At 52.6% G+C, this 26098-nt stretch carries 28 protein-coding genes and 1 tRNA gene; 13 read left to right on the top strand and 16 right to left on the bottom strand.

The annotated features are described in order from the left end of the window. Positions 1–97 precede the first annotated feature (97 nt). The 5 genes from AC2FH8_RS05720 to AC2FH8_RS05700 all read right to left on the bottom strand — a co-directional run bounded on the left by AC2FH8_RS05720 (position 98) and on the right by AC2FH8_RS05700 (position 5006). Entirely contained in the window at positions 98–430 is a 333-nt protein-coding gene (locus tag AC2FH8_RS05720) for a class I SAM-dependent methyltransferase (RefSeq protein ID WP_496688759.1), read from the bottom strand. A 43-nt stretch (positions 431–473) separates the two neighbouring features. Next, entirely contained in the window at positions 474–1304 is an 831-nt protein-coding gene (locus AC2FH8_RS05715; protein WP_496688757.1) for a class I SAM-dependent methyltransferase, read from the bottom strand. A gap of 686 nt (positions 1305–1990) precedes the next feature. Further along, the gene (locus AC2FH8_RS05710) at positions 1991–2404 is read right to left on the bottom strand and encodes a hypothetical protein (RefSeq protein WP_496688755.1); all 414 of its coding nucleotides are present in this window, start codon (positions 2402–2404) and stop codon (positions 1991–1993) included. A 17-nt stretch (positions 2405–2421) separates the two neighbouring features. Beyond that, on the bottom strand, positions 2422–3369 hold the full coding sequence (locus AC2FH8_RS05705; protein WP_496688753.1) for a hypothetical protein: 948 nt from the start codon (positions 3367–3369) through the stop codon (positions 2422–2424). Beyond that, positions 3366–5006, bottom strand: a complete 1641-nt coding sequence (locus AC2FH8_RS05700; protein ID WP_496688751.1) for a hypothetical protein — start codon at positions 5004–5006, stop codon at positions 3366–3368. Before AC2FH8_RS05700 ends, AC2FH8_RS05705 begins: the two co-directional genes overlap by 4 nt. 718 nt (positions 5007–5724) lie before the next feature. Here AC2FH8_RS05700 and AC2FH8_RS05695 point away from each other — a divergent pair. The 12 genes from AC2FH8_RS05695 (at position 5725) to AC2FH8_RS05640 (ending at position 14535) form a co-directional block, all read left to right on the top strand. Further along, positions 5725–6936 carry a tyrosine-type recombinase/integrase gene (locus AC2FH8_RS05695; protein ID WP_496688749.1) on the top strand — a complete coding sequence of 404 codons (1212 nt, stop codon included), beginning with the start codon at positions 5725–5727 and terminating at the stop codon, positions 6934–6936. Further along, positions 6864–7466 carry a hypothetical protein gene (locus AC2FH8_RS05690; RefSeq protein WP_496688747.1) on the top strand — a complete coding sequence of 201 codons (603 nt, stop codon included), beginning with the start codon at positions 6864–6866 and terminating at the stop codon, positions 7464–7466. The genes AC2FH8_RS05695 and AC2FH8_RS05690 overlap by 73 nt, the downstream gene beginning before the upstream one ends. 116 nt (positions 7467–7582) lie before the next feature. Next, complete coding sequence (locus AC2FH8_RS05685) at positions 7583–8167, top strand: DNA-primase RepB domain-containing protein (protein WP_496688745.1); 585 nt, start codon at positions 7583–7585, stop codon at positions 8165–8167. Positions 8168–8410: 243 nt separating this feature from the next. Next, on the top strand, positions 8411–8566 hold the full coding sequence (locus tag AC2FH8_RS05680; RefSeq protein WP_496688743.1) for a hypothetical protein: 156 nt from the start codon (positions 8411–8413) through the stop codon (positions 8564–8566). Next, positions 8563–8808 carry a helix-turn-helix transcriptional regulator gene (locus AC2FH8_RS05675; RefSeq protein ID WP_496688741.1) on the top strand — a complete coding sequence of 82 codons (246 nt, stop codon included), beginning with the start codon at positions 8563–8565 and terminating at the stop codon, positions 8806–8808. Before AC2FH8_RS05680 ends, AC2FH8_RS05675 begins: the two co-directional genes overlap by 4 nt. 61 nt (positions 8809–8869) lie before the next feature. Then, entirely contained in the window at positions 8870–9829 is a 960-nt protein-coding gene (locus tag AC2FH8_RS05670) for a DNA-primase RepB domain-containing protein (protein ID WP_496688739.1), read from the top strand. Next, positions 9826–10812 carry an AAA family ATPase gene (locus tag AC2FH8_RS05665; RefSeq protein ID WP_496688737.1) on the top strand — a complete coding sequence of 329 codons (987 nt, stop codon included), beginning with the start codon at positions 9826–9828 and terminating at the stop codon, positions 10810–10812. Before AC2FH8_RS05670 ends, AC2FH8_RS05665 begins: the two co-directional genes overlap by 4 nt. A 222-nt stretch (positions 10813–11034) precedes the next feature. Then, entirely contained in the window at positions 11035–11412 is a 378-nt protein-coding gene (locus tag AC2FH8_RS05660) for a hypothetical protein (protein WP_496688735.1), read from the top strand. A 2-nt stretch (positions 11413–11414) separates the two neighbouring features. Next, positions 11415–11705, top strand: a complete 291-nt coding sequence (locus AC2FH8_RS05655; protein ID WP_496688733.1) for a hypothetical protein — start codon at positions 11415–11417, stop codon at positions 11703–11705. A 113-nt stretch (positions 11706–11818) separates the two neighbouring features. Further along, complete coding sequence (locus AC2FH8_RS05650; protein ID WP_496688731.1) at positions 11819–12532, top strand: hypothetical protein; 714 nt, start codon at positions 11819–11821, stop codon at positions 12530–12532. Between the two features lie 79 nt (positions 12533–12611). Next, complete coding sequence (locus AC2FH8_RS05645; protein ID WP_496688729.1) at positions 12612–13466, top strand: PGN_0703 family putative restriction endonuclease; 855 nt, start codon at positions 12612–12614, stop codon at positions 13464–13466. A 631-nt stretch (positions 13467–14097) separates the two neighbouring features. Beyond that, a complete protein-coding gene (locus AC2FH8_RS05640; RefSeq protein WP_496688727.1) occupies positions 14098–14535 on the top strand; it encodes a hypothetical protein in 438 nt (145 codons plus the stop codon). A gap of 39 nt (positions 14536–14574) precedes the next feature. Here the strand turns inward: AC2FH8_RS05640 and AC2FH8_RS05635 are convergent, their stop codons facing one another. From AC2FH8_RS05635 to AC2FH8_RS05585, 11 genes are all read right to left on the bottom strand, one after another. Next, a complete protein-coding gene (locus tag AC2FH8_RS05635) occupies positions 14575–15240 on the bottom strand; it encodes a hypothetical protein (RefSeq protein ID WP_496688725.1) in 666 nt (221 codons plus the stop codon). A gap of 320 nt (positions 15241–15560) precedes the next feature. After that, positions 15561–17477, bottom strand: a complete 1917-nt coding sequence (locus AC2FH8_RS05630; RefSeq protein ID WP_496688723.1) for a hypothetical protein — start codon at positions 17475–17477, stop codon at positions 15561–15563. Continuing rightward, a complete protein-coding gene (locus AC2FH8_RS05625) occupies positions 17477–17971 on the bottom strand; it encodes an ABC-three component system middle component 5 (RefSeq protein WP_496688721.1) in 495 nt (164 codons plus the stop codon). The genes AC2FH8_RS05630 and AC2FH8_RS05625 overlap by 1 nt, the downstream gene beginning before the upstream one ends. Positions 17972–17984: 13 nt before the next feature. Next, positions 17985–18662, bottom strand: coding sequence for an ABC-three component system protein (locus tag AC2FH8_RS05620; protein WP_496688719.1), 678 nt, complete (start codon positions 18660–18662; stop codon positions 17985–17987). Between the two features lie 33 nt (positions 18663–18695). After that, the gene (locus AC2FH8_RS05615; protein ID WP_496689148.1) at positions 18696–19118 is read right to left on the bottom strand and encodes a lipase family protein; all 423 of its coding nucleotides are present in this window, start codon (positions 19116–19118) and stop codon (positions 18696–18698) included. 364 nt (positions 19119–19482) lie between these two features. After that, positions 19483–19559, bottom strand: a tRNA-Met gene (locus AC2FH8_RS05610). Positions 19560–19641: 82 nt separating this feature from the next. Next, a complete protein-coding gene (locus AC2FH8_RS05605; protein WP_496688717.1) occupies positions 19642–20616 on the bottom strand; it encodes an alpha/beta fold hydrolase in 975 nt (324 codons plus the stop codon). 102 nt (positions 20617–20718) lie between these two features. Further along, positions 20719–23139 (bottom strand): GcvT family protein, encoded by a 2421-nt coding sequence (locus tag AC2FH8_RS05600; protein ID WP_496688715.1) that lies wholly within the window; start codon positions 23137–23139, stop codon positions 20719–20721. A 125-nt stretch (positions 23140–23264) separates the two neighbouring features. Further along, a complete protein-coding gene (locus AC2FH8_RS05595; protein WP_142635874.1) occupies positions 23265–23489 on the bottom strand; it encodes a hypothetical protein in 225 nt (74 codons plus the stop codon). Positions 23490–23536: 47 nt separating this feature from the next. Next, the gene (locus AC2FH8_RS05590; protein WP_142635876.1) at positions 23537–24691 is read right to left on the bottom strand and encodes an aromatic ring-hydroxylating oxygenase subunit alpha; all 1155 of its coding nucleotides are present in this window, start codon (positions 24689–24691) and stop codon (positions 23537–23539) included. Between the two features lie 91 nt (positions 24692–24782). Next, positions 24783–25688: a LysR substrate-binding domain-containing protein gene (locus AC2FH8_RS05585; protein WP_282021563.1), complete on the bottom strand. Its 906-nt coding sequence runs from the start codon at positions 25686–25688 to the stop codon at positions 24783–24785. 149 nt (positions 25689–25837) lie between these two features. On the opposite strand from AC2FH8_RS05585, the gene AC2FH8_RS05580 reads away from it, so the two are divergent. Next, on the top strand, positions 25838–25984 hold the full coding sequence (locus AC2FH8_RS05580) for a hypothetical protein (RefSeq protein WP_496688712.1): 147 nt from the start codon (positions 25838–25840) through the stop codon (positions 25982–25984). The last annotated feature ends 114 nt before the right edge of the window (positions 25985–26098 follow it).

Below are 26098 nucleotides of genomic sequence, written 5' to 3'. Positions count from 1 at the left end.
TCAGAAAGAGCTGCCCTTGATCACGCAGTATGCGGTGAACTTCTGCCAAGGCTGCCGGTTTGTCTGGGAAGAACTGCAGGCCCTGTTGAATGAAAGCTTAGTCAAACGAGCCGTCATTACAGGGCATGTTGCATACATCCGCGGCGTGCCATTCAAAAGTATGATCAGATTCTGGTTGGTTAGCCCGCGCAACCTCTATCATCGTTTCGTTTAGGTCCACGCCGACAATGCGTCCTTTGCCAGACAAAGTCTTGGCGATCTCACGTGTCAAAGCGCCTGTGCCGCAGGCTATATCTACGATGTGCGCGCCATTGCGGAGGTTAACGTTCTCCATCGTCGCTTGCGCCAGTGGTCCAAACATGGCGGGTACACTATGGCTGTCGTATTTGAGAGCAGCTTCTTTGGTCAGTCGGAAATTGCTTGCAGCCATCACCCTACCTTTCTGGTATTCGCCGATCGTATAGAGTGTTTTGTTACTCTGGGAGGCAAGCGTGGAGTTCAATCGGAGCAATCAATCCGCCGGCGATGTTCCGAACCATGTGTTGAATCTTAAGCGCCGTATCATCGCCCATGATAAGATGAAGACCCAGTGGTGGAGGGCCATCTGCACGGCTTTGCGCGGCAGCCAGATCGGCGAAGAACTGTTTGGCAAATTCAGTGCGGTCGATCCGGTCACTCACCTCGAAACCAACGGACTTCAAAGCAGCCTCATACGTCTCCGGTGGTGCAAGTGCACTTTGATCTGAGGAAGAAGCCCAAGGCGCCGGATAGTCCATTTGTCCCTCTCCGACTTGCATCACATCGTAAATTGCAAAGATTCCTCCTGGCTTGAGGACCCGTTTCGCCTCGCGCGCTATGCCTACTTTGTCCGCGATGTTCATTCCAACGTGGATCATGTAAGCGGCGTCCATGCAACCAGCTTCTAGCGGCAAATCGAGCACGCTGCCTTCGATAAGTTGAACCCGATCCGATAACCCGGTCCATTCTGTAAGTGTCCTTCCGGTTTCCACAAACTCAGCGGTCAAATCAACGCCAGTTACGTGCGCTCCGGTGGCTGCCGCGACATAGCGTGCCGGACCGCCGAGACCGCATCCAAAATCGATAACCCGGCTTTCGGGCGTAAGGCCAAGAGCCTTCACAAACGGTTCGGTTGCGAGGCGCCCACCAATGTGAAACTCGTCAACTGGAGCCAAGGCGTCTTGAGAAAATGGTGGGGTTAGGTTCAGCGCTGCGCAACCAGCAGAAATCTGCTGTAGCAGGTGACCGGAATGGTAATGGTGCGCGACTTCATTGGGATTAGTCATTACGCAGCCTCTCTAATCGATGCAGCTAGGGTACACGCAGTTGTCCGAAATGTCAGCTTCGTCTGCGTACCTGCTGTTACCGGCAACGCCGCTCAATGACCGGTTTGGCGCACATGCCCGCATGTCAGTCGCTTTCACGACCGCATTTAGATTCCAAAAAGTCCAGCCAGAATCCGTCGTGAGGATTTCTGTAGGCGGATAGAGGAATTCCAAGATTTAAGATTTGGGTGGCATTTTCTGAGCCTCGTGGCTCATGTCTTATCCGAAGCTTTCCATATTGCGCCTTATGCGCCTTATGCGCCTTATGCGTCTTTGCTTCGGTGTGGGTGAGACGACAGCTTCCGCCCAACACGCCGCTGGCTTACAAACTCGACTGACCCAGCTCTCAAATTCGAAAATTGCGCGGAGCCGAGAGCCTAAGTTGCCGTGGGGTCGATAACTACTTAGGCTTGATCCTTCTATACTTTCAGAGCTAGCCAAATTACCAAAGAGATGACGAAAACAATAAATGCGAATACATACAGGCCGAGCAAAGCCTGAAGCGCCTGGTGCACAGGTTTCCAGGAGAGAAGCATGAGTAGCGCCGTGACGGCTAGTGCGATTAGGACGAACTCAATCATAGCGATGCCTTAGTGGACGCATACACTGTTTCGACAGCCGTAGTGCCATTATCCCTGCGCATCCTTTTATCGTTCTGCAAATGCGGCTTCTCCGGCAGCGCGCGCGTCAGAAATATGGTGCCAAGACCCAGGGAGCGCCTGGCCAAGGATCTCGATCGAGTAGACATTCTTGTCAGCGTTTGAGTGGTTTGCGCTCTTGAAAATGTACCCGACGACTCGATCCTCATAGAAAGCTCTGATGGTGCTGGATCCGCCCTTTTGGTACTTTTCCCATGAGAGATCGCCGGTGACGTCAAAGCGTTCGGATATCGGCCGAATTTTCTCGAAGGCGCTGAGCGCGTCGATGACTCTTTTTGCATCTTTTGCATCGGCACTGTCCGGCGATTTCTGCAGTTTGTCCTCAGCGTTCTGACGCAGCCTTGCCTGCGCTTTTTGGTCCATTGATGGAATGCGAGCGATCATTCTTTCGATGTTGTTCATTGGATATTCTCCGTTATTCAGAGGCGCAGCGCGCCCGCGTGATTATTCCACCAGGCTGTCAACCTGCGAGCGGCCTCGAGACCTTCCTCCACGGCGGACACCTGGGCGTCGAAGGGAATCTGTGTGTTCAACTGGGGAGTATCTATAACGAACCCCAAGGAACGCCCTGCAGGCCGGATGTAGCCACCTACTACAGCTAGGTGTTCGGGCACCGCCATGGATCTGGCTTTGGCACCTAGGCCGCCCAACATGATCTTGACCGATGCCGAAGGGGCGGTCTTGTCGCGACATTGAAGCGACATACGCGGGCGAGCAAGTTGCTCCCAACTGCGCAAGGTCCGCGGAACATCAAAATAGATCGTGTTGGACCCAGTTGGTCGGACGCCTTTTCCATTGGGATTCCGTTTGATCACTAGCTCTGGAAAATGTTCCCGGGCAAATGCCTCGAGCTCAGCGAAAAAAGCGGCGCTGGAAGGGTTCGGTTCCGGCTCGTAAGGGGTTGAAGCCTGAGCGATAGCAGAGTCCAGCAGAACCAGGTCATTCCCGGTAAGCGCGGAGCGCAGCGCTTCGTAGCTCAAGCGATGATCGAATGCCGCCGAATGACGTGTGTTGAGTAAATAATGTTCAGGGGCGAGCAAGACTGAGGCGGCACGCTGCCCCTGTGCCGTCAACGCGGCAACGCTGGCGCGATATCTCTCCGGTTGAGGGTCGCCGGCCCTAGTGACGCTGTATCCGGCGTCAATCTTGTTCTCGACCAAGAGGATGGCGCTATCGACGCGAGTAATTTCGAAATCGATGCTGCCGCGGTGCTCAGATGCGCGATGCGGTGTCTGGGTGGCCAGCGCGCTAATCCCAATCTCCGGTTTGCCATCCACGGCGGAAAGAAATGCTGCAGCAAACTCTGGATTGCTCGTGAATGAGCGCACGAAAAGAGTGTCGATTTGGCGTTCGTAAATGCGAGTCATTTCTGAGTACCCTTTGTTTCGGAGCCGCTTTTCCAGCGCCGTAATAGCGCATTGCTATGGCGCTCTCTGGCGTTATTCCATTCGGACTGCAGACGTGCAGTTTGCTTCTGCAAGGAGTCGATCTTTACTTGCAGAGCTTTTTCGATACTGCCGTCGTGAAGAGAGCTTTCAATGAAAGTCGCATGACTGCGATCTGGGAAGTTCAACTCGTAGATCGGTGGGGTTTTCTGGGGGTGCGCTTTCTGAGCGGTAACCGCCGAAAACCACGGACACTCAGCCCACACATTTGTCGTTCCATCCCATGGCGCCAAAAGCCGCCAATCCTGCGTAAACCAGTAGCGCACATCAGCCGCCGCGACAGGCGAAAAACAAATATACTCTGTACTGAATTCAGTCTCTCCTGGCTGGCGCACCGGATCCTTGTCAAACATCCATCCGGTGGTCTCAGGGTTCTGTGCGACAAGTTGATATGTAGGTGGTCTTCCCGGTGGGTGAGCAGCGAAATTCAAACGCCAGACCGTTCCATCTTGGGCGGATATCGTGGGAAAGCGATACTTACCGTCGAATTCGGTAGCTAAAAAGAAGAAGTAATCGAGGTCGACCATGTGCCCGTTCATGACTTGATGACGGCCAGCAAATGGGTGAATTTCGTCGAACTTCACCTCCACGTAGGGACGCGATTCAAGATTGCCTGCGAAGCCCCCTCGGCCATCGGGTACAATGGCTAAACCGATTTCACGGTAGAAGAACAAGTTTCCGTCCGCTTTTTCAAGTCCCGGCGCATTTTCAGGGAAAATCTCTGGGGGCATTCGCGGAATACCATTGTAGTGACGGTTTTCATCACCATCATCAAGGGGCCGCAGCAAGGCGTCGGGTGCCAAATCAAACTGCACGGTGCCGACTGCATAGGGCACACGTAGCAGCGGAACTGACGGGAAGGGAAACATACCATCGATGTCATTGCCCTCATTCATAGGTGGGCTCATGAATCTTAGTCGTTCCATGTGAAGGTTTTCACAGGCCGCAAGTCGCTCTTCGAACATTTCCCAACGACAGCTCATTCGATCTATTACTTCGAAAGTTTCGGCTAGCGCATTGCAACTTCCAAGTTCTGCACAAAGGGAATTAAGTAGGATGGCTAGCGTTTCAGCTGGGCGGTCGTCGAGCGGTGCGACGTTCGGATCTGCTTGGGCAAGGGGCCAAATCGTAAGATCCCGAGTCATGTCGATTTTCCAATCTGCGGGGTCCGCGCCACAATGCTCAGCAGCAACGGCTATACCAACTAGGTACGGCTCCAACGCTTTCTGAGGCGTACTCTTCTTCTCGTACTTTTTCATTAGATCCTGAGTTGACGGATCCTCGCCGCGCCGAAGAGTCCAATTGCTCAAACGAAATTCTCGCCGATTGGAATGGGTTCGCTGCAAGCGGGCGCAGACGGTGTCTTGAAAGTCTTCCTTTCTCAGGCCCTCACTCTTCGCTTGCTTCCACGCACGCGTTAGATGGAATGCCGCCTTCAACCTGTCGCGAGGCCCAAGTTTTATGCCCGAGTGAACCGCTTGCTGCTGCAATGCGTTGAGACGCCCGACATCAGCTTCGCGCTTTACAAGCCTGCGCTGTTCTTTATCCAGTTCGTCCATGGAAACCTCTTAAAACTTGGACCTGTAACGCCGACCACCAGTGCCGTTATGCAAGGGCATCACAGTTACAATCTGCGCGGTGCTGTCACTCCAGATTAGAGCGTATCGGCCAAGCCGATCGTCGATGTTTAGGACAGCCGCGCGCTGGCGACTGACACGCAAAAGCCGACAGTTTCCACCAATTGGCTTATCGACATCCGCATATTTGAGGAGCGCGTTCATAAAGCGCTTTGTAACGCCGCGCTGGGCTGACCGCCGATTACTGTGCGCTGAGTGTCTCATCGGTTCCTCCGCATCTCTTGATCAGAGGATGCCCTGTTCCAGGCGGCATTTCGATACAGATTCTGCTTTTATGATAATTTTTTTCAGCATATATAAGTAAAAAATTTCTGTATTTTTTTCTGCATGTTTCTTCGGAGCGTATTGAATCCGGTGCTTGAGATATTCGATCGGAACCCCGCATCGCTAAGAAGACGAAACTACCAGCCAATTCGCCTCGCTCGATATGTGGCGTTGGGCGATAGCAATTACCGCGATATGAGAATCAGAGAGAGTCGGATGCAGCGCAAGCGGCCGCTCACCAAACCTGAGCACCCAGTCAAACCGCCACATTCAGCCACACTCCACCACATCTGATGTGGTGACAAATATCTGTTTTCTTGGGATAATTTAGGCTTCCACCCGTGAGATCGCCTGACTGTCAGATTATATATCTTGTATGAAAAAGAAGCTTACATCCCGCTACGTTGAAACCGTGTTTGCACCCGGCCCGAAACGCTTGGAAGTCTACGATCACACCTTGCCGGGGTTTGGTATTCGTGTGTCGACTTCTGGCGGCAAGACCTGGTTTTGTTCACCGCGCGTCAACGGGCGCATGAAGCGGATCAAGATCGGAACTTACCCTGCGCTGGCGCTCTCAGAAGCGCGCGACCGTGCGAGAGAGCTGCTACGCGACGCACAGCTTGGCGTTACTCTGTCTGACAAACCGATCACGCTCGGTGAGGTCGTCCCCCAATTTATTGAGCTTTGGGCAAAGCCACGTAATCGCGGCTGGAAGGAGCAGGAACGCCTACTCAATCAAAAATGGGTCCGGCTCTTCGGCAAATCGCTGGAAGATATCGAACGCAGCGAAGTCGTTCGTATCTTGGATGAGATCGTCGCGAACGGAACGCCGGGCAGGGCCAATCACGCACTGGCCGCTCTGAAGAAACTTTTGAACTGGTGCCTGGATCGCGGGGTGATCAAAGCCAACCCTATCGCTGGTCTAAAGCCACCGACCAAGCCGAAGGCACGGGATCGCATTCTGACGGTTTCTGAGCTGAGTGCTTTATGGTCTGCTGCCGAGGGCGAAGGGTATCCTTTCGGTACATTGACACAGATATTGATCCTGACTGGACAACGCCGTGGCGAGGTCTCCGAGATGCGCTGGTCAGAAATCGATTTCGACACTTCGACTTGGACCATCCCCGCCGAGCGCGCCAAGAACGGCATCGCGCATGATGTGCCATTGTCGCCAGCAGTCATCGACATCCTGAACGTCATGCCGCGCTTTGCCGGGTCCAACTTCGTATTCACCACCACCGGCACGACGCCTGTTTCAGGCTTTGGCCGTGCAAAGTACCGTTTCGACCAAGCAATCGGCACCGATGACTGGTGGCTCCACGACCTGCGTCGCACCGCTGCGTCAGGAATGGCGCGGATCGGCGTGTCTCCGCATGTCATTGAAAAAGTGCTGAACCACAAATCAGGGATCATCTCCGGCGTCGCAGCCGTCTATAATCGCTACTCATATGCAGATGAGAAACGCGAGGCATTGGAGCAATGGGCGATGACGTTGAACTTTTCGGCGAAGACCGCATGCGAGACATCGCCTCGATACTTAACTTTAAAGCACAGCCCGAACGGCTCGACCGCATCCACAACGCGTTAGTCGAGCTCGGCACAAAGTGGCGCGAAACAATTGTTGCGGCCCCGGTCGATTTCCCAATTGCTAAGATTAACCTGCCTCCGTCAAAGCGGATCAGGTGGCTCGAGAATAATGTTGAGAAACCTGCCAGACAGCTCCTGGAAAACTTAGGCGACGAAAATAATCCCTACTTTTCCATTTGGGGCACTCTGGATCCCGATCTTAGTGAGTTCGACCGTGAACCGGCACGAAACAAACTCGATGATTTGCTCGCACATCTCGAATATCTGATCTCCGACTTAAACAAGCTCAAGAGTGAAAAGGCGCCTCACACTGGCGAGATGCGCTTCGATATTGTCTGTGAACTGGTAGAGCTTTTTGAGAAACATTGTCCCGAGTTAGATGCCTCGAGGGGCGTTTATGATGCCAAAGAGAAGCGCTGGATCGGCCATTTGCCAGAGTTCGTCGACGCCGCCTTCGCTGAAGTTACCGGCGGTGACGTCATTCCCGGCAAAAAACTCGACAACCTCATCACCCTTGCTTTGAAAGGGTAAATTCTGGGTCTGCCAGATGCTGGCAGAAATCTCCAAAATGCTGAATTGATTGATGAAATACCCGCTGTAATCCTCTTGTCATGGCAGCGACGCCATGATGAGCAAAGGAGGAAGTGATGAGAAATAAAAAGATTTACGTACCGTGCAAGCACCCCAATAACACCGGCAGGATTTTCAAGAACCTTAACGACGAAACTGACGTTATCTACAGCCAGTCCCACTACTTAAATGACATTTGGAATCTCTGGGGCGGTCCGGGCGACGCGCTTTATTCTTTCCTTGGCTTCAAAAGGGTTTCGGACGGCATGTGGATCGAAAAAGTAACTAAGCCCAACGGCCTCGTTCCGGCGAAAGAAATCATCGACATTCTTACTGAATTCAATAGATGGGATTACGAACAGTTTTTCTGTCCGGTCGCATTCTCAAAACCTCGCCGCGAACGACAGAATGCTTCAGCAACCCGCTTCAGCTGGTGCGATATCGGTGAAGGCAATCCTGACGACTATGATCCTTGGCCAAGCCTAGTCTGGCAAACCTCGCCCAATCGGTATCAGGCGCTTTGGGCCTGGGACAAATTCCATGAGCCGGGCGAAACTGAGCGTTTTTCAAAAGCTTTGGCATATCGGCATGGGGGAGACCGGACTAGTTGGAAGACAACCAAAATGCTGCGCCTGATTGGGTCGGTTAACCATGAGCCCTAACATAATCAGGCCATTGTGCACACGGTAAAATGTGATTGGACGAAGATTCTCGCTCGCCCCTTAGCCTTGAAACGGGATCAGGCGAAGCTCTGCGAGCCGTTGCCAGAGGTAAATGCGGATCCTGCCAAATTCAACGCGCTGGAGGTCTTCAAACGGTATCAGGATAATCTCCATCCCAAGACACGCAGACTTATGAGAAACCGCAAGGCATATGAGCCAGACCGATCTGCTCAAATATTTCACATGATTGCTGCTCTTCACGTCGCCGGTGCAAACTATGACGAAATCGCCAGCGTGATTTGGCCCAACCCCTACTTCATCGACAAACACGGGCAAGACCTCGGCAAGCTCAACGAAGAAATTGCGCGGGTTGTCGCCAGACTGGGGGACGACGCATGACGCAGGGAACAAGCCCCAAAAGGGAGATCAAGCGGTCCATTGCCGGGGTGCACCCCGTTCTGATCGGCATAGAAGAACTTCAAACGCTTGGGATAACCTATAGCAAAGAGCATCTACGCCGTCTTGAGGCTGATGGGTTGTTCCCTGATAGGGTGCGCCTAAGTACCGCGCGCGTCGCCTGGATGTACGCAGAAGTCATCGCATGGATCAACGATCGCGCTGATCAAAGAAACTCCAGCTAATCCCACCTCACTGGCGGGATTCCCGCTACAGAAATTCGCCAAATCTTTGAAAGGAAAAAACATGCCCAAACGCATGAACGATGATTCTCAGCCTATTGGCTGGGAAACAAATGCAGCCAAATGGCTCCACTCCATTTGGAAAACGCACAGCGTCAACGGATTTACCTTCATCGGGACAAAGGATTGCAAGTCAGGAAAATGGAAAGAACAAGCCTTTCGCAGCACTGTCAGTCTGAGCGAAATCGTTCAGTTCTTCACAAAGTTTCCACGCGAAGAGTATGATCTGTATTTCTGCGCAAACGCGTTTGAGAGAGTCCAACGAAAAACAAAGTTCGCCCGAAAGACACCTTACGCATGTGTGGACGTGGACGAAGCTGCATTAAGCGCCTTCTATCCTGCGCCGACGCTCTCCTGGGCAACATCTCCTGGGCGTACGCAAGCAATCTGGGTGCACGATCGGGCGCTCGATGTCGAGCATGCCGAGCAGATTGCCCGTAACCTTGCGTACACTTACGGCGCCGACAAAAATGGCTGGAGTGTCACCAAGTACCTGAGAGTTCCGTTCACGTACAACCACAAGCCTGAATATGATCGGCCAGAGGTTCGTTTGCTAGAGAACCCAGCTGACCCACTTGCGTGCGTGATTGAACCGCCAAAGTTTTTGGCCGCGCCAGCAAAGACGAAGAAGAAGGCGAAAGGCGAGCCCAGAAGCCGCAGTTGGCCATCCCGAAAAAAGCTACCCCAAGGTCGCAAGCACCGACAGCAGATCCTCAAGAAATACCACTCACTGCTCACACTGATGCCACGTGCTCTCTTGGAGCATGATACTTTGCTCTACCCTAATCGTAGCGATGCGATTTACGCGATGGCGGCGGGGCTTCATCAGGCTGGTGCTTCGCGGCGCGACATAGATGTTGCGATCTGGAACAGCGTCTACTTCATCGACAAACACGGGCGCGACCGCTGGGCGCTAGAGAGCGAACTGTCGCGAATTCTCTACAAGCTGGAGGGTAAATCGTGAGTTCTTCAAAGAAAGAAAAGTTCATCAATCTCTCCGATGTCGAAGCGAGGGATGTTGAATGGCTGATGCCAGACTTCATTCCGTACAACATGACCACCATTATGGAAGGGCACCCGGGTATAGGTAAGTCGTATTTGGCAATGCACATCGCTGCGCAAATATCAATCGGTGGGAGACTCCCCGGCAGTTCCAAAACCGAACAGGGCCGCGTGTTGTACATAAGCGCGGAAGATGACCCTTCTTACACAATAAGGCCGCGGATCGACGCGATGGGAGGCGACCCAGACCAAATTCGGATCCAAGCTGACTATCTTGCGCTAGACGACGATGGCTTTGAAGAACTGCTTGATGAGATAGATCAATACCCGCCAGAGTTAATTATCATCGATCCGTTCTTCGCCTATGTCCCAGGTGATCGTGACGTTCTTCGCCCCAACGTTATCAGGGAATACTTGTCCAAATTAAAAGCGATCGCCGAGCATGAAGGGATCGCGGTTCTTCTGATACGCCACCTGACCAAGACGAAACGCGATAGTGCTGTATTGCAAGGCAGCGGAGGTATCGACTTCGTTGGAGCCGCGCGATCAGCATTTCTAGTGTCGTTGCATCCAGAAGATGACGAAATCCGGGTCATCGCACCAGTGAAGTCGAATCTCACAGACAAAAAAGGTGGGTGGATGTACCGGCTCGTCAAAGACAAACCGGACGACGTACCTGTCTTGCAATGGGAGGGAGCCAGTGAATTTTCTGCGGATAGTCTTCATGACCAAAGCGGTATTGAACGGCAATCGAAGCTGCAGGAAGCTGTCGAGTTCCTGAAAAAAACACTGGGAAAAGGGCGCATGAAAGCGACAAAGGTTCTCAAGCTAGCCGAGGGCGCAGGTATTAAAAAGCGCACGCTTGATCGTGCGAAATCGGATTTGTCGGTCATCAGTTACAAAGAAGGCAAATTCTCATATTGGGGCCTACCCGAAAAATACTAACGAGGTTGCCAAAATCGTCGGGGAAAATGTTGGCACACTTGGCGATCTTAGGTCCAAGTGTGCCAAGGCCGCCAAAATTTTGTGCGGCGATATTGGCGCAGTAATGACCATGGCATTCTGAAGCGCCTAATTGTTGGCAATAGTTTAGAAAGCGCGGCAATTCACTTATCATCCCTTCGAAATCCTTTGTGATCACAAAGTAGGGACACGCGGGAAATGGCGATGCCAACGCACCAACCAACAGAAGAACAACGGCATATCGTGGAAGTATTGGTGGCGGGTGGAACACCCAAAACGATCATCGCGAAGGCACTGGGTATTGGTATGAAAACGCTACAGCGGCACTACCAAGAGGAATTGGACAGCGGTTTGGAACTGGCCAACGCCAAGGTCGTGCGGCGGCTGTTTCGGTTGATCGAACAAGGTTCAACGCCAGCGGCGATATTTTGGCTGAAGACACGCGCGGGGTGGAAAGAGGGGCAGACGGTCGAGATCGAACAGAAGTTGGAACAACAGGTGTATGACTTTACAAAGCTGTCGGATCAGGAGCGCGCCGACCTGCGCTCAAAGCTAGAAACGGTCGTTGGACGGAGGCACTAAACGTGAGAAATATCGAACAGCATTTCATCCTTCCTGGCGAGATCGAAGGCGAAGACTGCGAAGTTCATGAATTTTATCACAGTGAGGTAGAGCATCGCCTCTCATTTGTGACTTCGGGATGGATCATGCCAACGTTGAGGGCCACAGTTCAAAAAGCCATGCAAATCGATCCGTTCGTGACCAGAATACGCATTATGACTTCTGATGCATTCGAGCTCATGCCTCTTTACATCTTTGAACTGGTCGATGGGGTCTGGCGGGCAAGGTCATTGGTACCGCTGCAAACGCGTTGAGATCGCCACTGGGATCCGGCATGACAAACTGGCCGCTTTGCTGCACAATCGAATGAATGAATTATTCGAGCCGTTTCCCAATACTATTTGAGCGACGATGGCCAATTGGCGGTATGGCAACTGCGATCCGGCAGATCGACATTGATAGGCTTGTTCGCGAATACCGAGAACTACAGGAAGTTGCACCTCAGCGAAGAGGCACTAAACGCTACTTCGTCGGTCACAATGGCGTACCAAGTTCGGGTGCGGCAAGCAATCGCCGCGAAGAGCATATCGCAATCGCGCTTGTAAACTTGCAGCGCAGTTTGGCGCTGCCAAACATCGGAGAGTACGAATTCGTAGACTATCAGGTGCCGCTCAAATCGGCTCAAACGGACGGGCGCATAGGGAAAATCGATATCCTTGGGCTAACGACAAGCAGATCGCCTCTTGTGGTTGAGTTGAAGGTGACCAGCCACACTGGTGGCCGAAGTGATCCGCCGATTACTGCTTTGCTCGAAGGCCTGCGATACGCCGCGATCATATCGGCAAACCTCCAAGCCATCGCGGATGAAGCGAAAGAACTATTCGGGGCCTGTGTTGACAAACAACCATCGGTCTTAGTGTTGGGCGAAGCGTCATGGTGGCAGGCGTGGCGGGATCTCGGAACCGCTCCACTGATCGCGTTACATGATCTAACCGTCAAAATTCGTCGCGCTCTCGGCCTGGTAATCGAGTTTGGCGAAATGGCGGATGTTATGATTGAGTATGGTGGAAACGGGTTGCCTCCCTCAATCCAACCAGCGCCCGCCATTCGTGCTTTGATTTTGGATGACGATGTCGAGTGATTGGAACAGCTATTTTAGGGGCTTGCACGATACATGGTGGCAGTGGGCAACTAGCAACCATCCCGCGGAGCTAGATGGGGTGTCACGTGCCTCTCGTCCGCCAGTGTTTGCAAAAGGCTTCGAGGAACTAAATGTCATCGTTCCTGAAGGCAGTGAGTTGGCTGAACATATTCGACGTCTGATTCCTCGATCTCAGAGGCACCGTGGGTACGCGAGCATGAGGAGTTCACAAGCTTTGGCTCAATCGGTTTTTGGTGCATTTGCAGCCGGGGCCAATCTAAGTGGGATCATTGCAGATTGTGGGCAGTTAGCGTTCGGAAATTCCGAGTTCACAATGGACATGGAGTACGAGGTTCACTGGCTAGGAGAGCCGCGGCCCACCAGTATCGATGTATTTCTTCGCGGTTCTAACTACCGTGTCGCAGTCGAATGCAAGTTCACGGAGCGCGAATTCGGGCTGTGTTCTCGGCCCAACCTGACACCTAACGATGCCTCATATGAAGAACAATTTTGCGATGGGAGCTACAGTCGTCAACGCAAACGCATTGCTCGTTGCTCTCTGACAGAAATTGGCGCCTTGTATTGGGAAGTATTGCCCGATCTTTTTCAGTGGGACACGCAAAGGGACCTCGAAGTGTGTCCATTTGCCAAGACTTATCAGTTGGCTCGAAATGCACTGGCAGCTTGTACCTACAACGATGGCATTGCACGGCCAGATACCGGCCATGTTTTAGTCGTCTATGATGCTCGAAATCCGGAATTCCATAATGGAGGTAAGGCGCTGGCTCAGTTTGACGAAGCAACTAGCGCGAGCCGAGTGCCGGGCCTCTTTCGAAAGTTGTCCTGGCAAAATCTAATTGCACAACTCGCCGATTTCGACTGGCTCGACGATGCCCTACGCCAGCGGCACGGGATTATCGCTGAGAGGCTCTGAGATCGTCACGGGACGCCGGGGGCGCGTGTAATGCATGTATGCCCTGCAATGAATTGGGAGCACGTCCTCACGTCGCGCTCAAGCGTTTAGTACTGTCTCCGCGTCGCCAACCGACACGCGGATTCGATATTGGTCTGCCGAAACCCAAAGTCTCCAAGTTCTCCGAGTCTAACCAATCTGTTGCGACCGATTTCGCTGGGACTACCTAATCAGCTGGGTTGTGTATGGGTGACAACCTCCAAGATTCAAAAATGCGCACAGCATGGAAGCCGTGTTGAGGTTGGAAGCGTGTATTGTGGCCACAAGCTCTCAGCGGACTTGTGGCTGTCCTTGGTCCCAACGCCTATGCCAGCATTGCAGTACCGGACTGACCAAAGCCAAAAGGCCAAAAAGTCCAACGGTACTTCCCTTGTGAAGTGTTCTGTAGGTGCCCAGAGGATTTCTAGGGTTTGAGATTTGGGGTGGCATTTGGAACAACATAAGACCATAGCGACCATTCATCATGCCGTGCATACGGAAGAATTCTTAACGGTATGCGTTGTAATGCACTTGTATCTGCCTTGCAGCCATTCGAACTACAAACGAGGCTGCTGGGAAACGCAGCCTTTTGTTCAATGCTGGGAGGTGGACAATGGAACAACAGCTTCGGGGGATTTTGGCTCGCTTCGTCGAGATACAAGGAGTTCGAGGCGCACTACAAGCCCCACTTCCTTTGGATTTTCAAGATGCGCCTCACACGCGGCCACGCCCTCTGCGAAATGAGCGTGGCGTTTACTTGTTCTTTCGGGGCAATGACTGGTTGCGGATTGGACAGACTGGCTATTCTCAGAGGTTTACAAGCCAACACTATGGAACTCGCCGTGCCGGAAGCACATTCGCAAAGGATGTCTGGGAAAATCGTCATGAATTTGGCTACAACGGAATCGAAGACGAAATCTCTGGATGGATTTTTGAAAACTGCGGGAGGGCGAATATTAGAATCCCCAATGTTCATGGCGATGCGATGACTCGTTTGTTGGAGGCTTACTTGCATCTCAATCTACCCCCAAGGTTCGAAGGTCGCCGTTGACAGCCCATATTCATTGAACCTTAAAGCTAAGCGAGCAAGCTATTTTGACGAAATGGTTAACTTTTCAAGCAATGCTGCACATAGGAAAGTTGCATTACCATCGTTTTCGATAATTCCATCAGGGATGTAGGCAGGTTCAATTGCTTCGCTCAGCACAGTGACATCGAGTTTCCATTCTGGATTTTTTGATTGAATATAGGCGTCAAGATCAGCCGTGATGGTCCCAAATAGCTTCTGAAAATTGGCTTTGAAATCCGTCTTTTCAACAAGTTTACCGCTGCCCCTCAAATGTATTTCAAACACTAGGGCACCAAGCGCTGGATACTGAATACGATCCAACTCGCGCATGACGTCCAAAATTTTTTCCGTGTCTGCCAGGAGTTTTTTGACGCTTCTAACGCCGATCTTCACCTCGACTATTGCGCGAGGCGACAGGTATTCCCCATAAAGTAGATCGAAGCGTTTCTTCCCGAAGGAATTTCGGACCTCTTTTGACGCAGTGGATGTAACGATGTTGACTAGCTTCTTGCAGCGGGGCTCCACTCGCACGGACAGACCTTCTTTTAACCCGGCGCGCAGAAGGGCCGCCGTTAGAATATACTCAGTGGTAGTGCGATTAGGCTGATAGTCGTTTGCCTCCATCAATTCGGATTGATGTAACTTGGCCCCGCTTCTGAGAATTTCCAAAAGACAGTTTTTTTTCATCGGTAGTCCTCAGAATTCTTTTTTTGGGCCTTTAGAAGACCATAGCAGGCAGCAGATTGCACAAAAAACTGATGCCTGTTTTCTACATGGCGGACATTGAATTAGAGAGCAGCAATCCCGTCGGTTCCCTTTATGAGGCGTTCCGTAACCGGCATTCGATAGCTCTGAAAACTTTGCTGAAGCAGCCGTTCGTACACGGTGTAGCATCTAAAAAGTACGAACTCCGGCAGGACGGAGAAACTCAGAATGGTCGCTGGCGTCTCCTGGAGTTTAATCGAATGATTTCGCTCACAGTGAAATGGGACTGCGCACATTTGTTTCTATCCATTCCCGGTATCGATCAACAGAGTGCGATTTTCTTTCGAATACTCAGGCCCGACGATGTAGTCTGCACGCTCTAGTTCAGGGTTCAGCGTCGATGTAGTCATAATGATTTGGTGAGGTTCGCTTTCTTCGTCCATGAGATCAGCAATTACTTTTTGGAAATTTCTGACCCTGTCGCCAACCATCCCCTTGTCCTCTACGTTGTCTAGAAGGAGAAAGCGAGGATACCTCATTTTCAGATCCTGTAACGATGACAAGAGCAAGCCTATGAAAAGGCTATTCTTTACCACAACCATACCACTTGCGCTGGTCGTAATGTTTGGGTCACCGTTGATAGCAAACCAGTCGTCCTCGAAACTGAAATCAAACTTTTCAAGTTCCTCGAAATCATTGTGTTCTTCGAGATCCATTTCTAGAACGCGCTTTGTTTGCTCTGCAATTCGAGTTTTCACTTGTCGTCGACGTTTATCCCGAGCCAACTCCAAGGCCTCGATTTCGTTCTTTAGGCTATCCACTGCGTTAGTAGCCTTCTTTTTTGCTTGCTTTGCCTCCTCGATCTGCTGCCTGAGATCAGACAGCTTACTCACCTCATCCAAGCGAGCATCTATTTTTCCTATTTCGCGGCTCTTTTCAGAAATCAATGCGGTTTGCCCATCAACAGAGGCATTTCGAACTTCGTCGAATTGCTTCATTTGGCGCGACATGCTTGTCTTGAGGCGGGTGGCTTCCTTTTTGATGGAGCTTATCTTCTCCGAACGTTTTTCTTGAAGTCGCTTGCTCTCAACAATTTGCCCTTCGATGTCCATTCGGAGTTCGAAGAGCTTCGCGTCTTTGTCTTCTTGTGGAAGTTCTTCTTTGCACAGGTGACAGTGTCGATCGGAAGCTTCGGTCAGCGGCTGAAGGCAGGATGGGCAGAGCTCAAAGGGTACTTCACCAATAGCAGTATATGTTGCAGCGGTGCGGTCGAACTCTTTGAGAAGCTGCTCAAGGTGGCTCACAAATTGATCGCTGTCGGACATTTCAAAACTTAGCGCTGCAATCTCGCGCTCTATGCCAACCAAACGGTCGCGGTCTTTGCTGATTTTTTCGTAGAGCTTTCTACGCTCGTTCTCAGCTTCCTTCGCAATTTGAGAGCTGTCGACATCCGAGTTATGGAGTGCTTCTATCCCTTTTTGAAGCACCTCTCGCCTTTGTGCCAATGCTTGTTGTTCTGCTTCAAACGCGCCTTCGTTGAAGTTTTCACCCAAGTTTGCTGTTGCCCTCAGCAAATTGGTTAGCTTTGTGCTGAGTTCGCTTTCCAGCTTTCGCTGCTCTCGCAGAGCTATTCGCTTTGAGTAGAGTTGGTTATTTCCGATTCCGCACAGCAGCTCGGAAACAGCTTCTCTTGTATCTCGGGGATCAAAGTCTTCGCTTCGGAAAATGCGTTGGAACGGCGTTGTCTGATCAACGTACATCAACCGTAAGATTTGATGCATAGTGATGTTCGAACCTTCATCTCCCGGTATCTCTGGGAGGCCCAGGGCTTTGAACAATACTTGGCTGAAGGTTTTGGAGTGTTCATTGCGTTTATAAGGAAATCTCTGCCAACCGTCAGCGGCGGCTTTGAGCCCATCTTCAAGACTTCCGAAATAGATGAACATTGGACGGCTTTTGTCGGTCGACACTTCTCTCCGAAGGGAAAGTTTTGTTCCGTTAGCAGACACCTCAGCGAAAACAGTGTCACACCTTTGAGCAACGGGTTTCCACTTAGTCAAGTCACCCCCCAAGGCGAAAAAAATAAAGTCAAGAATGGAGGATTTTCCTGAACCATTTGATCCATGGATTATATTGAGTCCAGAATGAAATTTCTGATCATAGGCTCGTTGACCGCCTTTCATCACAACCAAGCGATTGAGTTTAAGAATGGAAGACATTATCTGGTTCGCCCCCCCATCTCCAAATTTGTTCGCCGTAGCAAACCGGTCGGGCCATCGAGAGGGATCGCGCTTAGGTCGTCTGTGATGAACGCTAGCTGTCGGGAGTTTTCGGAAACAAACGCTTGCAACACTTGTTCTAAATCGTTTGGAACCCCCTTTGAAGACAGTACTAGGTCTCCCTCTTTGTATGCTTCAGATGAGAGTATGTTCTTTGCCACCAACTGACGCAGCGCGGCTTTTTGAAAGACCTGCAATTCGCGAAAAACCGTTCTAATGTCGGGAAGATTAACGAAACTATCTCCGGGTTTAGGAATGTCTAAACTCCGAAGCGACGCCCGCAGAGATCCAAAACCAAAGTACTGCACATCGTACAAGTACTCAGGGAAAAGCAAGAATGTATCAAGCAGCGATGCTCTCGACACGGACAGTTGCTTTGCCGTTGCCAAGCGGAGTGCCATCATTCGAAAACTGCAATGGTGGGGGTCCCTCATTGGATGCCAAATTCTAATCATTCGGCTTCGTCCAATCTATGTGGCAGTTCCCCGTCAAATAGTAGATAGCGCTATGGATATCTGCAATATTGAACAAATTGTTCGACGCCTGTTTTTCGCTCAAGGGCGTTAATAGCTTCGAATGAATGGCAGTGTTGACCATGAGATCATCCGCTCCAGAACGAATAAGCGGAGCAATGTGTATTCTGAAAAGAGTTAGAACTTCGCTTAGAAATTGACGGTAACTCTGGCGGGCGCTTCCTGAAACTGCGTTTCGCCTTACCATCATGTCGATACGTTCTTTCTCCGCTTCAGCGTCATCAATTTCTTGGTCACTCTTGCCACCATTTTCGAGCTTTTCTGCTAGCGAAAGCCGATCACCCTTTACCGTATTAATGTAGTACTCCAAATCATCGACGGAGGTATGGTCATCGACATCCAGCCCCTCAGTCTCGAACAACTCCTCGAGGAAGTTTTCAATGCAAACGTAGCCAAATTCATCCTTCTGGCCAAATTTGCAGATGTCTCGGTGGTTTGCGTCAACTGGGATAGGATCACAATCGGGCACGCCAGGATTGGCAGATCCCACATCCACCACCATCGCACCCTTTGTAGCCATGGTTTCGTAAAGCGCGCACGACTTAACGCCCGAGGCCGGCGCTTTGTTTTGATACCAGGTATGCAAGTCCACTAAGTTGGCGCCGGCTTGCTGAAGTTCTTGTGTCTACTTTGAAGCAACGCCGGGAATCAGTGACAAGATTGAAGCCAAAGGCGATCCAGAGTGAGGGCACGCAAGAAAGACCACACCTTTGCAATTCTCGAAAATTGATTTCTTTCTGCTGGTGGTTGAGCTTTCACAAGCGCGAAGCATTGCCTTCGCGATCACTCCGCCAAGACTATGGCAAATTAGAACCAATGGCCTCCTGCCAATCTTCTTTGCCCGCAATAGTTCAGACAAGCTTGCAGCCACGGTGAAAAGAGAGAGGTCAGGCTTGTTCAAGAGTGCGCTAAATTTGGAAGTGGGGTAGTCTAGACCCCAAATTGAAATGCCAGGGAAGGTCTCAGACAACCATACGGGCCAGACTTCACCGGGTCCACCTGACGGGTTTTGCCAACAGGCTTCGAAAGCGTCCCCCAAACCGTGCACAAAAACCAAGTCTACGGCGGGTAATCCGTTTGGCGGTGTGTAAATTTCATTTAATTGAAAATCAGACAAGTAGTACCTGCAAAGGTTGATCTATTTTGATCTGACAATGCGCAAATGCTATATTTAGTGCAAGTAGATTTGCGCACCCATAGAGGGAACAGTGCCGCACCTCGAATTTATTGAACATGGCTTACCTTCGTTGCAATTCGTAGCGAACCACCGCCTTCCGATGCGTTGGCCGAATCCCAGCTAGTTTCGGCGACAGAATTCGTCTGCTGTTACCCAAAATGTCACCCAAACCAAATTCGTCGCGTGTGTGGACGACTTTGTTTGTGCGTATCTATCTGATTTTTCAGGGAGGTTTTGGTAGCGGAGGAGGGACTTGAACCCCCGACACGCGGATTATGATTCCGCTGCTCTAACCAACTGAGCTACTCCGCCATGAGTGAATGGCGATTTAAGGGAGGGGTTGGGGAGGGTCAAGAGGGAAATGGCGCCTTTGTTGGGAATATTTTAGCTGGGACTAATCCGAATTCGGCACAACCGTCGCCCTGGGTTCTGTATTTTGTACCACGCCGCGAATGAAGTTGTTGCAGATGTCCGGGACTGTCAGGGGGATCATATGGCCCAGCCCTTCGATCTGTTCAAAACTCAGACCAAACGCCTGCATTGATTCACCGTGTTGCGTGGCTGACAAGAGCGCATCCTGTGCTCCAAACAATATGGAGCCAGGCACTTTCAGGTCGCCATAACGGGCGACCTGCGCCAGCATGCTCTGTTCAATCCCGATCACATCCTGTGAGGCGCTGATAAACGCGGATGGACGCATCCCCAAAGCGCCGCCGGCGCGGTCCAGAAAGTCTTGGGGCGCGGGTTCTGGCGCAAAAGCCGCGCTAAGGGTGTGCGGTGCGGTTTTTGCGGCCAGCGGGACGGCAATCGTGTTGCCGATCAGACTGCGCAGCCATTCTGTCCGGATTTCAAGCGGTTTGAACACGGCGGGCGGGCCAGGCATCGCCTGAGTAAGCGGGGCTAGCAGGGCCAGGGCCTTGATCTTGTCCGGGTAATCCAGCGCCATCGCCAGAGAAACCGCGCCACCCAGCGAATGGCCGACCAGAATTGGGTTGCTGACCCCCTTTGCCTCTAGAAATTCATGTATCATGCGGCCCTGTTCGGGCAACCGCCCAAGCTCTGCCGTCTCACGAGTTGAGTATCCGCAACCGGGGCGATCCACGGCAATGACGTGAAAATCCTCGGCCAGTTTATCCATCAAGGCGTAGGTGAAATGTTGCAACTGCCCGGCCAGCCCATGAATGAGCACAACCGTCTGATTGGAAGGGTCGCCCTTTTCCACATAGTGGATATCGCCGCCGCGCACGGAAATGATAACCCCCTGTTGTGGGACACGCGTCCGGCCGTCACGGGTCAGCTTGCGTGTCCAAAGATTCATCGCAACAAGAAACAGCGCAATGAACAGCGCAATAGTCAGGAAGATTGTCATCAGCCTATCCTCTGGATGGAGCAGATCAGATTACTGACCGGATAGCGCCACAACCCGAAGGCAATGTCCACAGCTCGCTTAAAGGATCTAATGCGGACTGGGTTAGCCGCGCAAGATCGTCCCAGTTGGATCAAAGGGCGGTTCTTTCAGGATCGTTGCCCTATGCAGGCGCCCTAATACCATGACCTCGACCCTATCGCCTGCCTCGGCACCCGAAACATAGCCCAAGGCCAGCGACATACCCACGGAATAGCCATAAGCGCCCGATGTCACCCGACCAATTCCGCGCCCGTCCATGAAAATGGGTTCGCCTCCGGTCGCGTCAGCGTTCGAAGCTGCGGTGTCGGCTTCGTCCAGATGCAGCAGGACAAGCTGCTCTCTGGCTGGAGAGGTCATGGCAGTATTGGCGGCATCTTTGTTCAGGAACGATTTGTCGAATTTGCACAACCGGTCCAAACCGACCTCGTGTGGCCAGTATTCGGGGCTGTATTCGCGCCCCCAAGACCCATAGCCCTTTTCGATCCTCAGCGACATCAGTGCGCGGCTGCCAACTGGGCCTGCGCCGAACTCTTTTCCGGTCTCGATCAGCGCCTCATACAGGCGGAGCTGATCTTTCGCGGCGCAATGCACCTCCCAGCCCAGATCGCCGGTGAAGGAGACACGCAGCGCCAGGACCGCAATTCCGGCGATTTCGATCTGTTGCGAGCGCATGAAGGGGAAATCCTCGGGGCTGAGCGAGGTATTCGTAAGCCGTTGCAGGATTTCCCGCGATTTCGGTCCAGCCACGTTAAAGCCGCAAGTCTCTTCGGTGCGGCTTTCGAAACGGGTGCCGTCGGGCAGAGGAACTTGTTTGAAGAACCGTTTGTGATAGCGCTCGGCCATGCCCGAGCCGATGATCCAGAATTCGTCGTCGGCCACGCGGGTCACGGTGAAATCGCCGGCAATACCACCCCGTTTTGAGATCAGCGGGGTCAGGCAGGATCGACCAACCGATCTCGGCATGGAATTTGCGAATACGGCATTAAGCCAACCCTCGGCTCCCGGACCTTTGCAAACATATTTGGCAAAGTTTGAGATGTCGATGATCCCGGCCCGATCGCGCAGCATCCGGCATTCCGCGCCCACCGGTTCCCACCAGTTCTGGCGGGTGAATCCGTTGGTGTCCGTGGCGCCGGGCGCCTCTGCGAACCACAGCGGGTGTTCCCATCCGACATTCAGGCCAAAGACGGCACCCATGTCCTTTTGCCTGTCATAAATCGGGCGGGTCCGGGCAGGGCGTCCTGCGCTGCGTTCTTCATTTGGGAAGTGGATGGCAAAGCGGTGTGCGTACTGATCCTGCACGCGGGCCTTGGTGAAATCTTTCGTAGCCCATGTGTCGAACCGCGCCACGTCCCAGGCGAACATGTCGTATTGGGTTTCGCCTTCGATGATCCACTGCGCCGCCATCAGGCCCATGCCACCCGATTGCGAGAATCCCGGAATGATGCCGTTGCAGCAGAAATAGCCGTTGACCTCGGGCACTGGTCCCATCAGAACGTTGGCATCCGGTGACCAGATCATCGGTCCGTTGATGACCCGTTTGATCCCGGCGTCGCCCACGGCAGGTACGCGTTCGATGGCGTTCATCATATTCTCTTCGATCCGCTCCAGATCGTCGGGAAACAGATCATGGGCAAAATCCAGGGGTGTGCCGTCCTCGGCCCAGAATTTCATATCCTTTTCATAAGCCCCCACCAAAAGGCCCTGACCTTCCTGCCGCAAATAGTACTCGCCATCGCGGTCACTGACCGAGGGCAGGCGGGTATCATGCGCCGCGACGTCAGCCATGGTTTCGGTGACGAAATACTGATGCTCGGTCGGTTGCAGGGGTAGCTCGATCCCGGCCAACATGGCAACTTCGCGGCCCCAAAGACCGGCGGCATTCACAACCCACGGCGTTTGGATGTCCCCCTTAGGGGTGCGTACGATCCAGGTGCCGTCTTCTTGCTGATCTGTCGCAGTGACCGGCGTAAAGCGGTGGATTTCGGCCCCACGCTGGCGCGCGCCGACAGCGTAGGCGTTGGTGACCCCCGAGGGATCAACATTACCGCCATCAGGTTCGTACATGACACATCGGATGCCATCGTAATTGACCAGCGGGTTCAGACGCTGCGCCTCTTCGATGCTGATCTCATAGAAATTCATCCCGTACAGCTTGGCCTTGGCGGCCTGCAGCCTCAGCTGGTGCTCGCGCTCTTCGGTTTGGGCCAGATATAACGAGCCGGGCTGGAACACGCCGCAGCTTTGGCCGGTTTCAGCCTCAAGCTCTTTGTACAGCGTCATCGTATAGTGTTGGATGCGGCTGATATTGGTGCTGTCATGCAGTCCGTGGATGTTCGCCGCCGCGTGCCAGGTCGAGCCGGATGTCAGTTCATCCCGTTCCAACAGCACCACGTCTGACCACCCCGATTTGGTCAGGTGATACAGGATCGAGCACCCAATCACACCACCGCCGATTACCACTGCCTGTGCATTTGTCTTCATGAGTCTGTCATCCAAAATTTTGGTCTTGTCGTCATGTGTTACCAGTACTGAACCCAAGACAACGGGTTTAAATTTCACGTGGGATTGAACAGATATAAACCAAGGTTAGTCTCCGATGCCCACCACTATGCACGTCCATACTCGACCAGTCTGTGGTTCAATTCATCTGTTTCAGAGGCCCCGGCTTCCAGGGCGAATATAAAGGCGTGGGTCAGGTAAAAACAGGCCGCGTCGATATCTTGCACCGCTTCGCATTCATCTGCTGCAATAGTGTAATAGCGGACCAACGCGGCAGGATCATCATGATCATGCGCCTCAAGTAGCAAGCGATCCAGTTCTGTTCTGTCCATCGGGTCTCCGTCGCGTCTGGCCAGTCGTGCGTGGCCAGACAGCTGGTTCAGTCGGCGCGACCGCTTTCAATCTGTGTCGCAACCCAGTGATGGAAATTATGGGTCGGACCATCCATCACCGGAGAGAATCGACCGCCGTCGAACAACATTCCGTGCCGACCCTTTTGCATCCCTTCAACAACGAACACATCCTCTTCAAACACAGTTTTCCATTGCTGGGCGTTTGCCGCCCTCAGGCCATCATGTTCAGGTGTGTCTTCGATGCTTTTGGCATAATAAAGCTCGATATGCTCAACGGTATTTTCGTGATCAACCGGTTCCAGGACAATGGCAAAGGCATGGTCACGCTGCACACCCAAAAGAACATTCGGATACACGGCCACATACTCTGCACCCTCATTCCATCGATCGCTGAGCCCGTCGAAATCGGCGAATGTGGTGCCGTCATGGTCAGTGAGTTGTCGATAGACAAGCGTGCCTTGACCGGAATAGTGCCCGCGCACTTCGATGTTATAGTGATCCTCAAGTCGCGAATAGCTGTTCAGGCCGGGATGCACCCAGGGCAGGTGATAGCTTTCGCAATAGTTCTCAACCGCCAGCTTCCAGTTGGTCTTGACCTCCAACTTGAACGAAGAGGCCTCACCGCCGTGATGTACTGGTTGATCAAACTCTTTCCAGCGTTCCAATAGGGCGGCGTGCGCCTCTTCGAATTCGGGTGCATTGCCGTCCACATTCACAAAGACCACGTCCCGCCAGACATAAGAGCGAATACGGATCAGGCCCAGAGATTTGCGATCCACGTCCTCATGGGTGTTGTGACCGGCGCCGCCAACATGTGGCGTCGCACGCAGCTCTCCCTTCAGGCTGTAGCACCAGCTGTGATAGGGGCAACGGATCGCGCCACTTATCTTGCGAGGGGTATCGACAAGGATCATCCCGCGGTGACGGCAGGTATTTTGAAATACGCCAACCTCACCATCCCGATCCCGCACGATTAGTAAAGGCATGCCTAGGAAATCGACCGGCATGGCATCGCCTTCCTCGGGCACGTCTTTGCCAAAGCCGATCCCGGACCAGTTGGCGTACAAAACCGATCTACGCTCTTCGGCGAAAAGTGCCGGGTCGATATAGTGTTCGTTTGGCAGGCCGTTTGCGACATTCACATCGACCAGAACGGAAGACAACGCAGTATGCTTGTTCATCGGGCTCTCCTGCAGGTGTTGTTTGGTCTCTATTGGCGGATACGCTGGCATCCACTCAATATCAGAAAACCTCATCACAGGGTGATTTCACCTAAACCGAACCGTCCTGAACCTCTTGAATGATCCAATCTTTCAGCGCCCGGGCACTTTCGGACAAGTCTTCATCCGAGCGGCCAACCAGATAAAACTGGTTTGGAGCGATCTGGAGGTGGGGCCCGATTGCCACCAGCTTTCCCGATTGCAGCATGGGTTGGATCAAGCGTTGCCATCCAAGAACCAGCCCGGCCCCCTTACGCGCCCGCTGGAGGGCTACCGAATAGCTGTTCACACGAGAATCGATCGGAATGGTTCCCGTGTACCCGAGTTGTTGAAACCATTCGGGCCAAGTGGTCCAGCTGCGGTCTTCAGAGTCCAGATGTATCAGTCGTTCAGCGGCGAGATCTTCAAGGCTTGCACCGGCCAACCGATCCGCCACCTCTGGGCAGGCGACGGGGACCAGACAATCCCGAAACAGAGGAGTGTGCGAAAGGTCACCGTTGCCGTCCCGGCCGTAGCGAATAAAGAAATCGATATCCGGCCGATCCCGAAATGGTCGATCCTGTGAAAGCTGGTCAACATTTACTTCAGGCATTTCGCGCCAGAACCGGATTACCGATGGCGACAACCAAAGAGCAGCCACTGCAGTGGTTGATCCTACGGTTACCTTTTCGACGGTGGCACGGTCGCGGATTGTTGCCAGTGTTTTTGAGATGCGGGTAAACGAAGAAGCCAGCGCGTCATACAGCGCTTTGCCGTCTTCCGTCAGTTCGACCCCTCGGTGTTTGCGCTGGAACAAGGCGGTGCCAAGATCACCTTCCAACGCTTTGATCTGATGACTGACCGCGCCCGGCGTTACCGACAGTTCTTCAGCCGCATTCTTAAAGCTTAGATGGCGCGCAGCGGCTTCGAAGGCCGACAGCGTGGTGAGTGGCGGCAGATTATAGTGGCGTCTGGACATGACAGGTGTAGCCGTTGGTGGTCTTCAGGTTAATTCTTCTCACTCAAATATTGGACTTTTTAAGATTGTGCGCCAGAAGAAATTTTCCAAAACGATGATGTTGAGTGCCGTGTTTCCGATACGTGCGGTAAAGATCAGGCAATGTTTCTGTGACGACCGGGTTTGGTGTCAGCCAGTTCATTGACGGTTCTTATGCCATCACTGACATGGAGTGGATCATGGATATGGGCAGAGATGATCCCGCGCTAAGCATGGCAGAACTGATAGCAGGTCTGGTCGTCATCATGGGTCTGTAGATCATTTCGGCGGTTTCGGGTGCGGGTCGCTTCCTGCAAACATGTATCGCAATTAGTGAGGCTTGCTTTGACCAAATACCGCAATCTTTTGGGGAGGATTGGAGGATCGCCCTG

This window comes from Ruegeria sp. CDSC025 (assembly GCF_059610805.1).
This window is presented reverse-complemented; position numbering and strand designations above follow the sequence as displayed.

Bases quoted from the DNA above. Each gene is read 5' to 3' on its own strand.
- AC2FH8_RS05720 (WP_496688759.1), bottom strand. From the start codon at position 430: ATGGCTGCAAGCAATTTCCGACTGACCAAAGAAGCTGCTCTCAAATAC.
- AC2FH8_RS05715 (WP_496688757.1), bottom strand. From the start codon at position 1,304: ATGACTAATCCCAATGAAGTCGCGCACCATTACCATTCCGGTCACCTG.
- AC2FH8_RS05710 (WP_496688755.1), bottom strand. From the start codon at position 2,404: ATGAACAACATCGAAAGAATGATCGCTCGCATTCCATCAATGGACCAA.
- AC2FH8_RS05705 (WP_496688753.1), bottom strand. From the start codon at position 3,369: ATGACTCGCATTTACGAACGCCAAATCGACACTCTTTTCGTGCGCTCA.
- AC2FH8_RS05700 (WP_496688751.1), bottom strand. From the start codon at position 5,006: ATGGACGAACTGGATAAAGAACAGCGCAGGCTTGTAAAGCGCGAAGCT.
- AC2FH8_RS05695 (WP_496688749.1), top strand. From the start codon at position 5,725: ATGAAAAAGAAGCTTACATCCCGCTACGTTGAAACCGTGTTTGCACCC.
- AC2FH8_RS05690 (WP_496688747.1), top strand. From the start codon at position 6,864: ATGCGAGACATCGCCTCGATACTTAACTTTAAAGCACAGCCCGAACGG.
- AC2FH8_RS05685 (WP_496688745.1), top strand. From the start codon at position 7,583: ATGAGAAATAAAAAGATTTACGTACCGTGCAAGCACCCCAATAACACC.
- AC2FH8_RS05680 (WP_496688743.1), top strand. From the start codon at position 8,411: ATGATTGCTGCTCTTCACGTCGCCGGTGCAAACTATGACGAAATCGCC.
- AC2FH8_RS05675 (WP_496688741.1), top strand. From the start codon at position 8,563: ATGACGCAGGGAACAAGCCCCAAAAGGGAGATCAAGCGGTCCATTGCC.
- AC2FH8_RS05670 (WP_496688739.1), top strand. From the start codon at position 8,870: ATGCCCAAACGCATGAACGATGATTCTCAGCCTATTGGCTGGGAAACA.
- AC2FH8_RS05660 (WP_496688735.1), top strand. From the start codon at position 11,035: ATGCCAACGCACCAACCAACAGAAGAACAACGGCATATCGTGGAAGTA.
- AC2FH8_RS05650 (WP_496688731.1), top strand. From the start codon at position 11,819: ATGGCAACTGCGATCCGGCAGATCGACATTGATAGGCTTGTTCGCGAA.
- AC2FH8_RS05640 (WP_496688727.1), top strand. From the start codon at position 14,098: ATGGAACAACAGCTTCGGGGGATTTTGGCTCGCTTCGTCGAGATACAA.
- AC2FH8_RS05635 (WP_496688725.1), bottom strand. From the start codon at position 15,240: ATGAAAAAAAACTGTCTTTTGGAAATTCTCAGAAGCGGGGCCAAGTTA.
- AC2FH8_RS05630 (WP_496688723.1), bottom strand. From the start codon at position 17,477: ATGTCTTCCATTCTTAAACTCAATCGCTTGGTTGTGATGAAAGGCGGT.
- AC2FH8_RS05625 (WP_496688721.1), bottom strand. From the start codon at position 17,971: ATGAGGGACCCCCACCATTGCAGTTTTCGAATGATGGCACTCCGCTTG.
- AC2FH8_RS05605 (WP_496688717.1), bottom strand. From the start codon at position 20,616: ATGACAATCTTCCTGACTATTGCGCTGTTCATTGCGCTGTTTCTTGTT.
- AC2FH8_RS05600 (WP_496688715.1), bottom strand. From the start codon at position 23,139: ATGAAGACAAATGCACAGGCAGTGGTAATCGGCGGTGGTGTGATTGGG.
- AC2FH8_RS05595 (WP_142635874.1), bottom strand. From the start codon at position 23,489: ATGGACAGAACAGAACTGGATCGCTTGCTACTTGAGGCGCATGATCAT.
- AC2FH8_RS05590 (WP_142635876.1), bottom strand. From the start codon at position 24,691: ATGAACAAGCATACTGCGTTGTCTTCCGTTCTGGTCGATGTGAATGTC.
- AC2FH8_RS05585 (WP_282021563.1), bottom strand. From the start codon at position 25,688: ATGTCCAGACGCCACTATAATCTGCCGCCACTCACCACGCTGTCGGCC.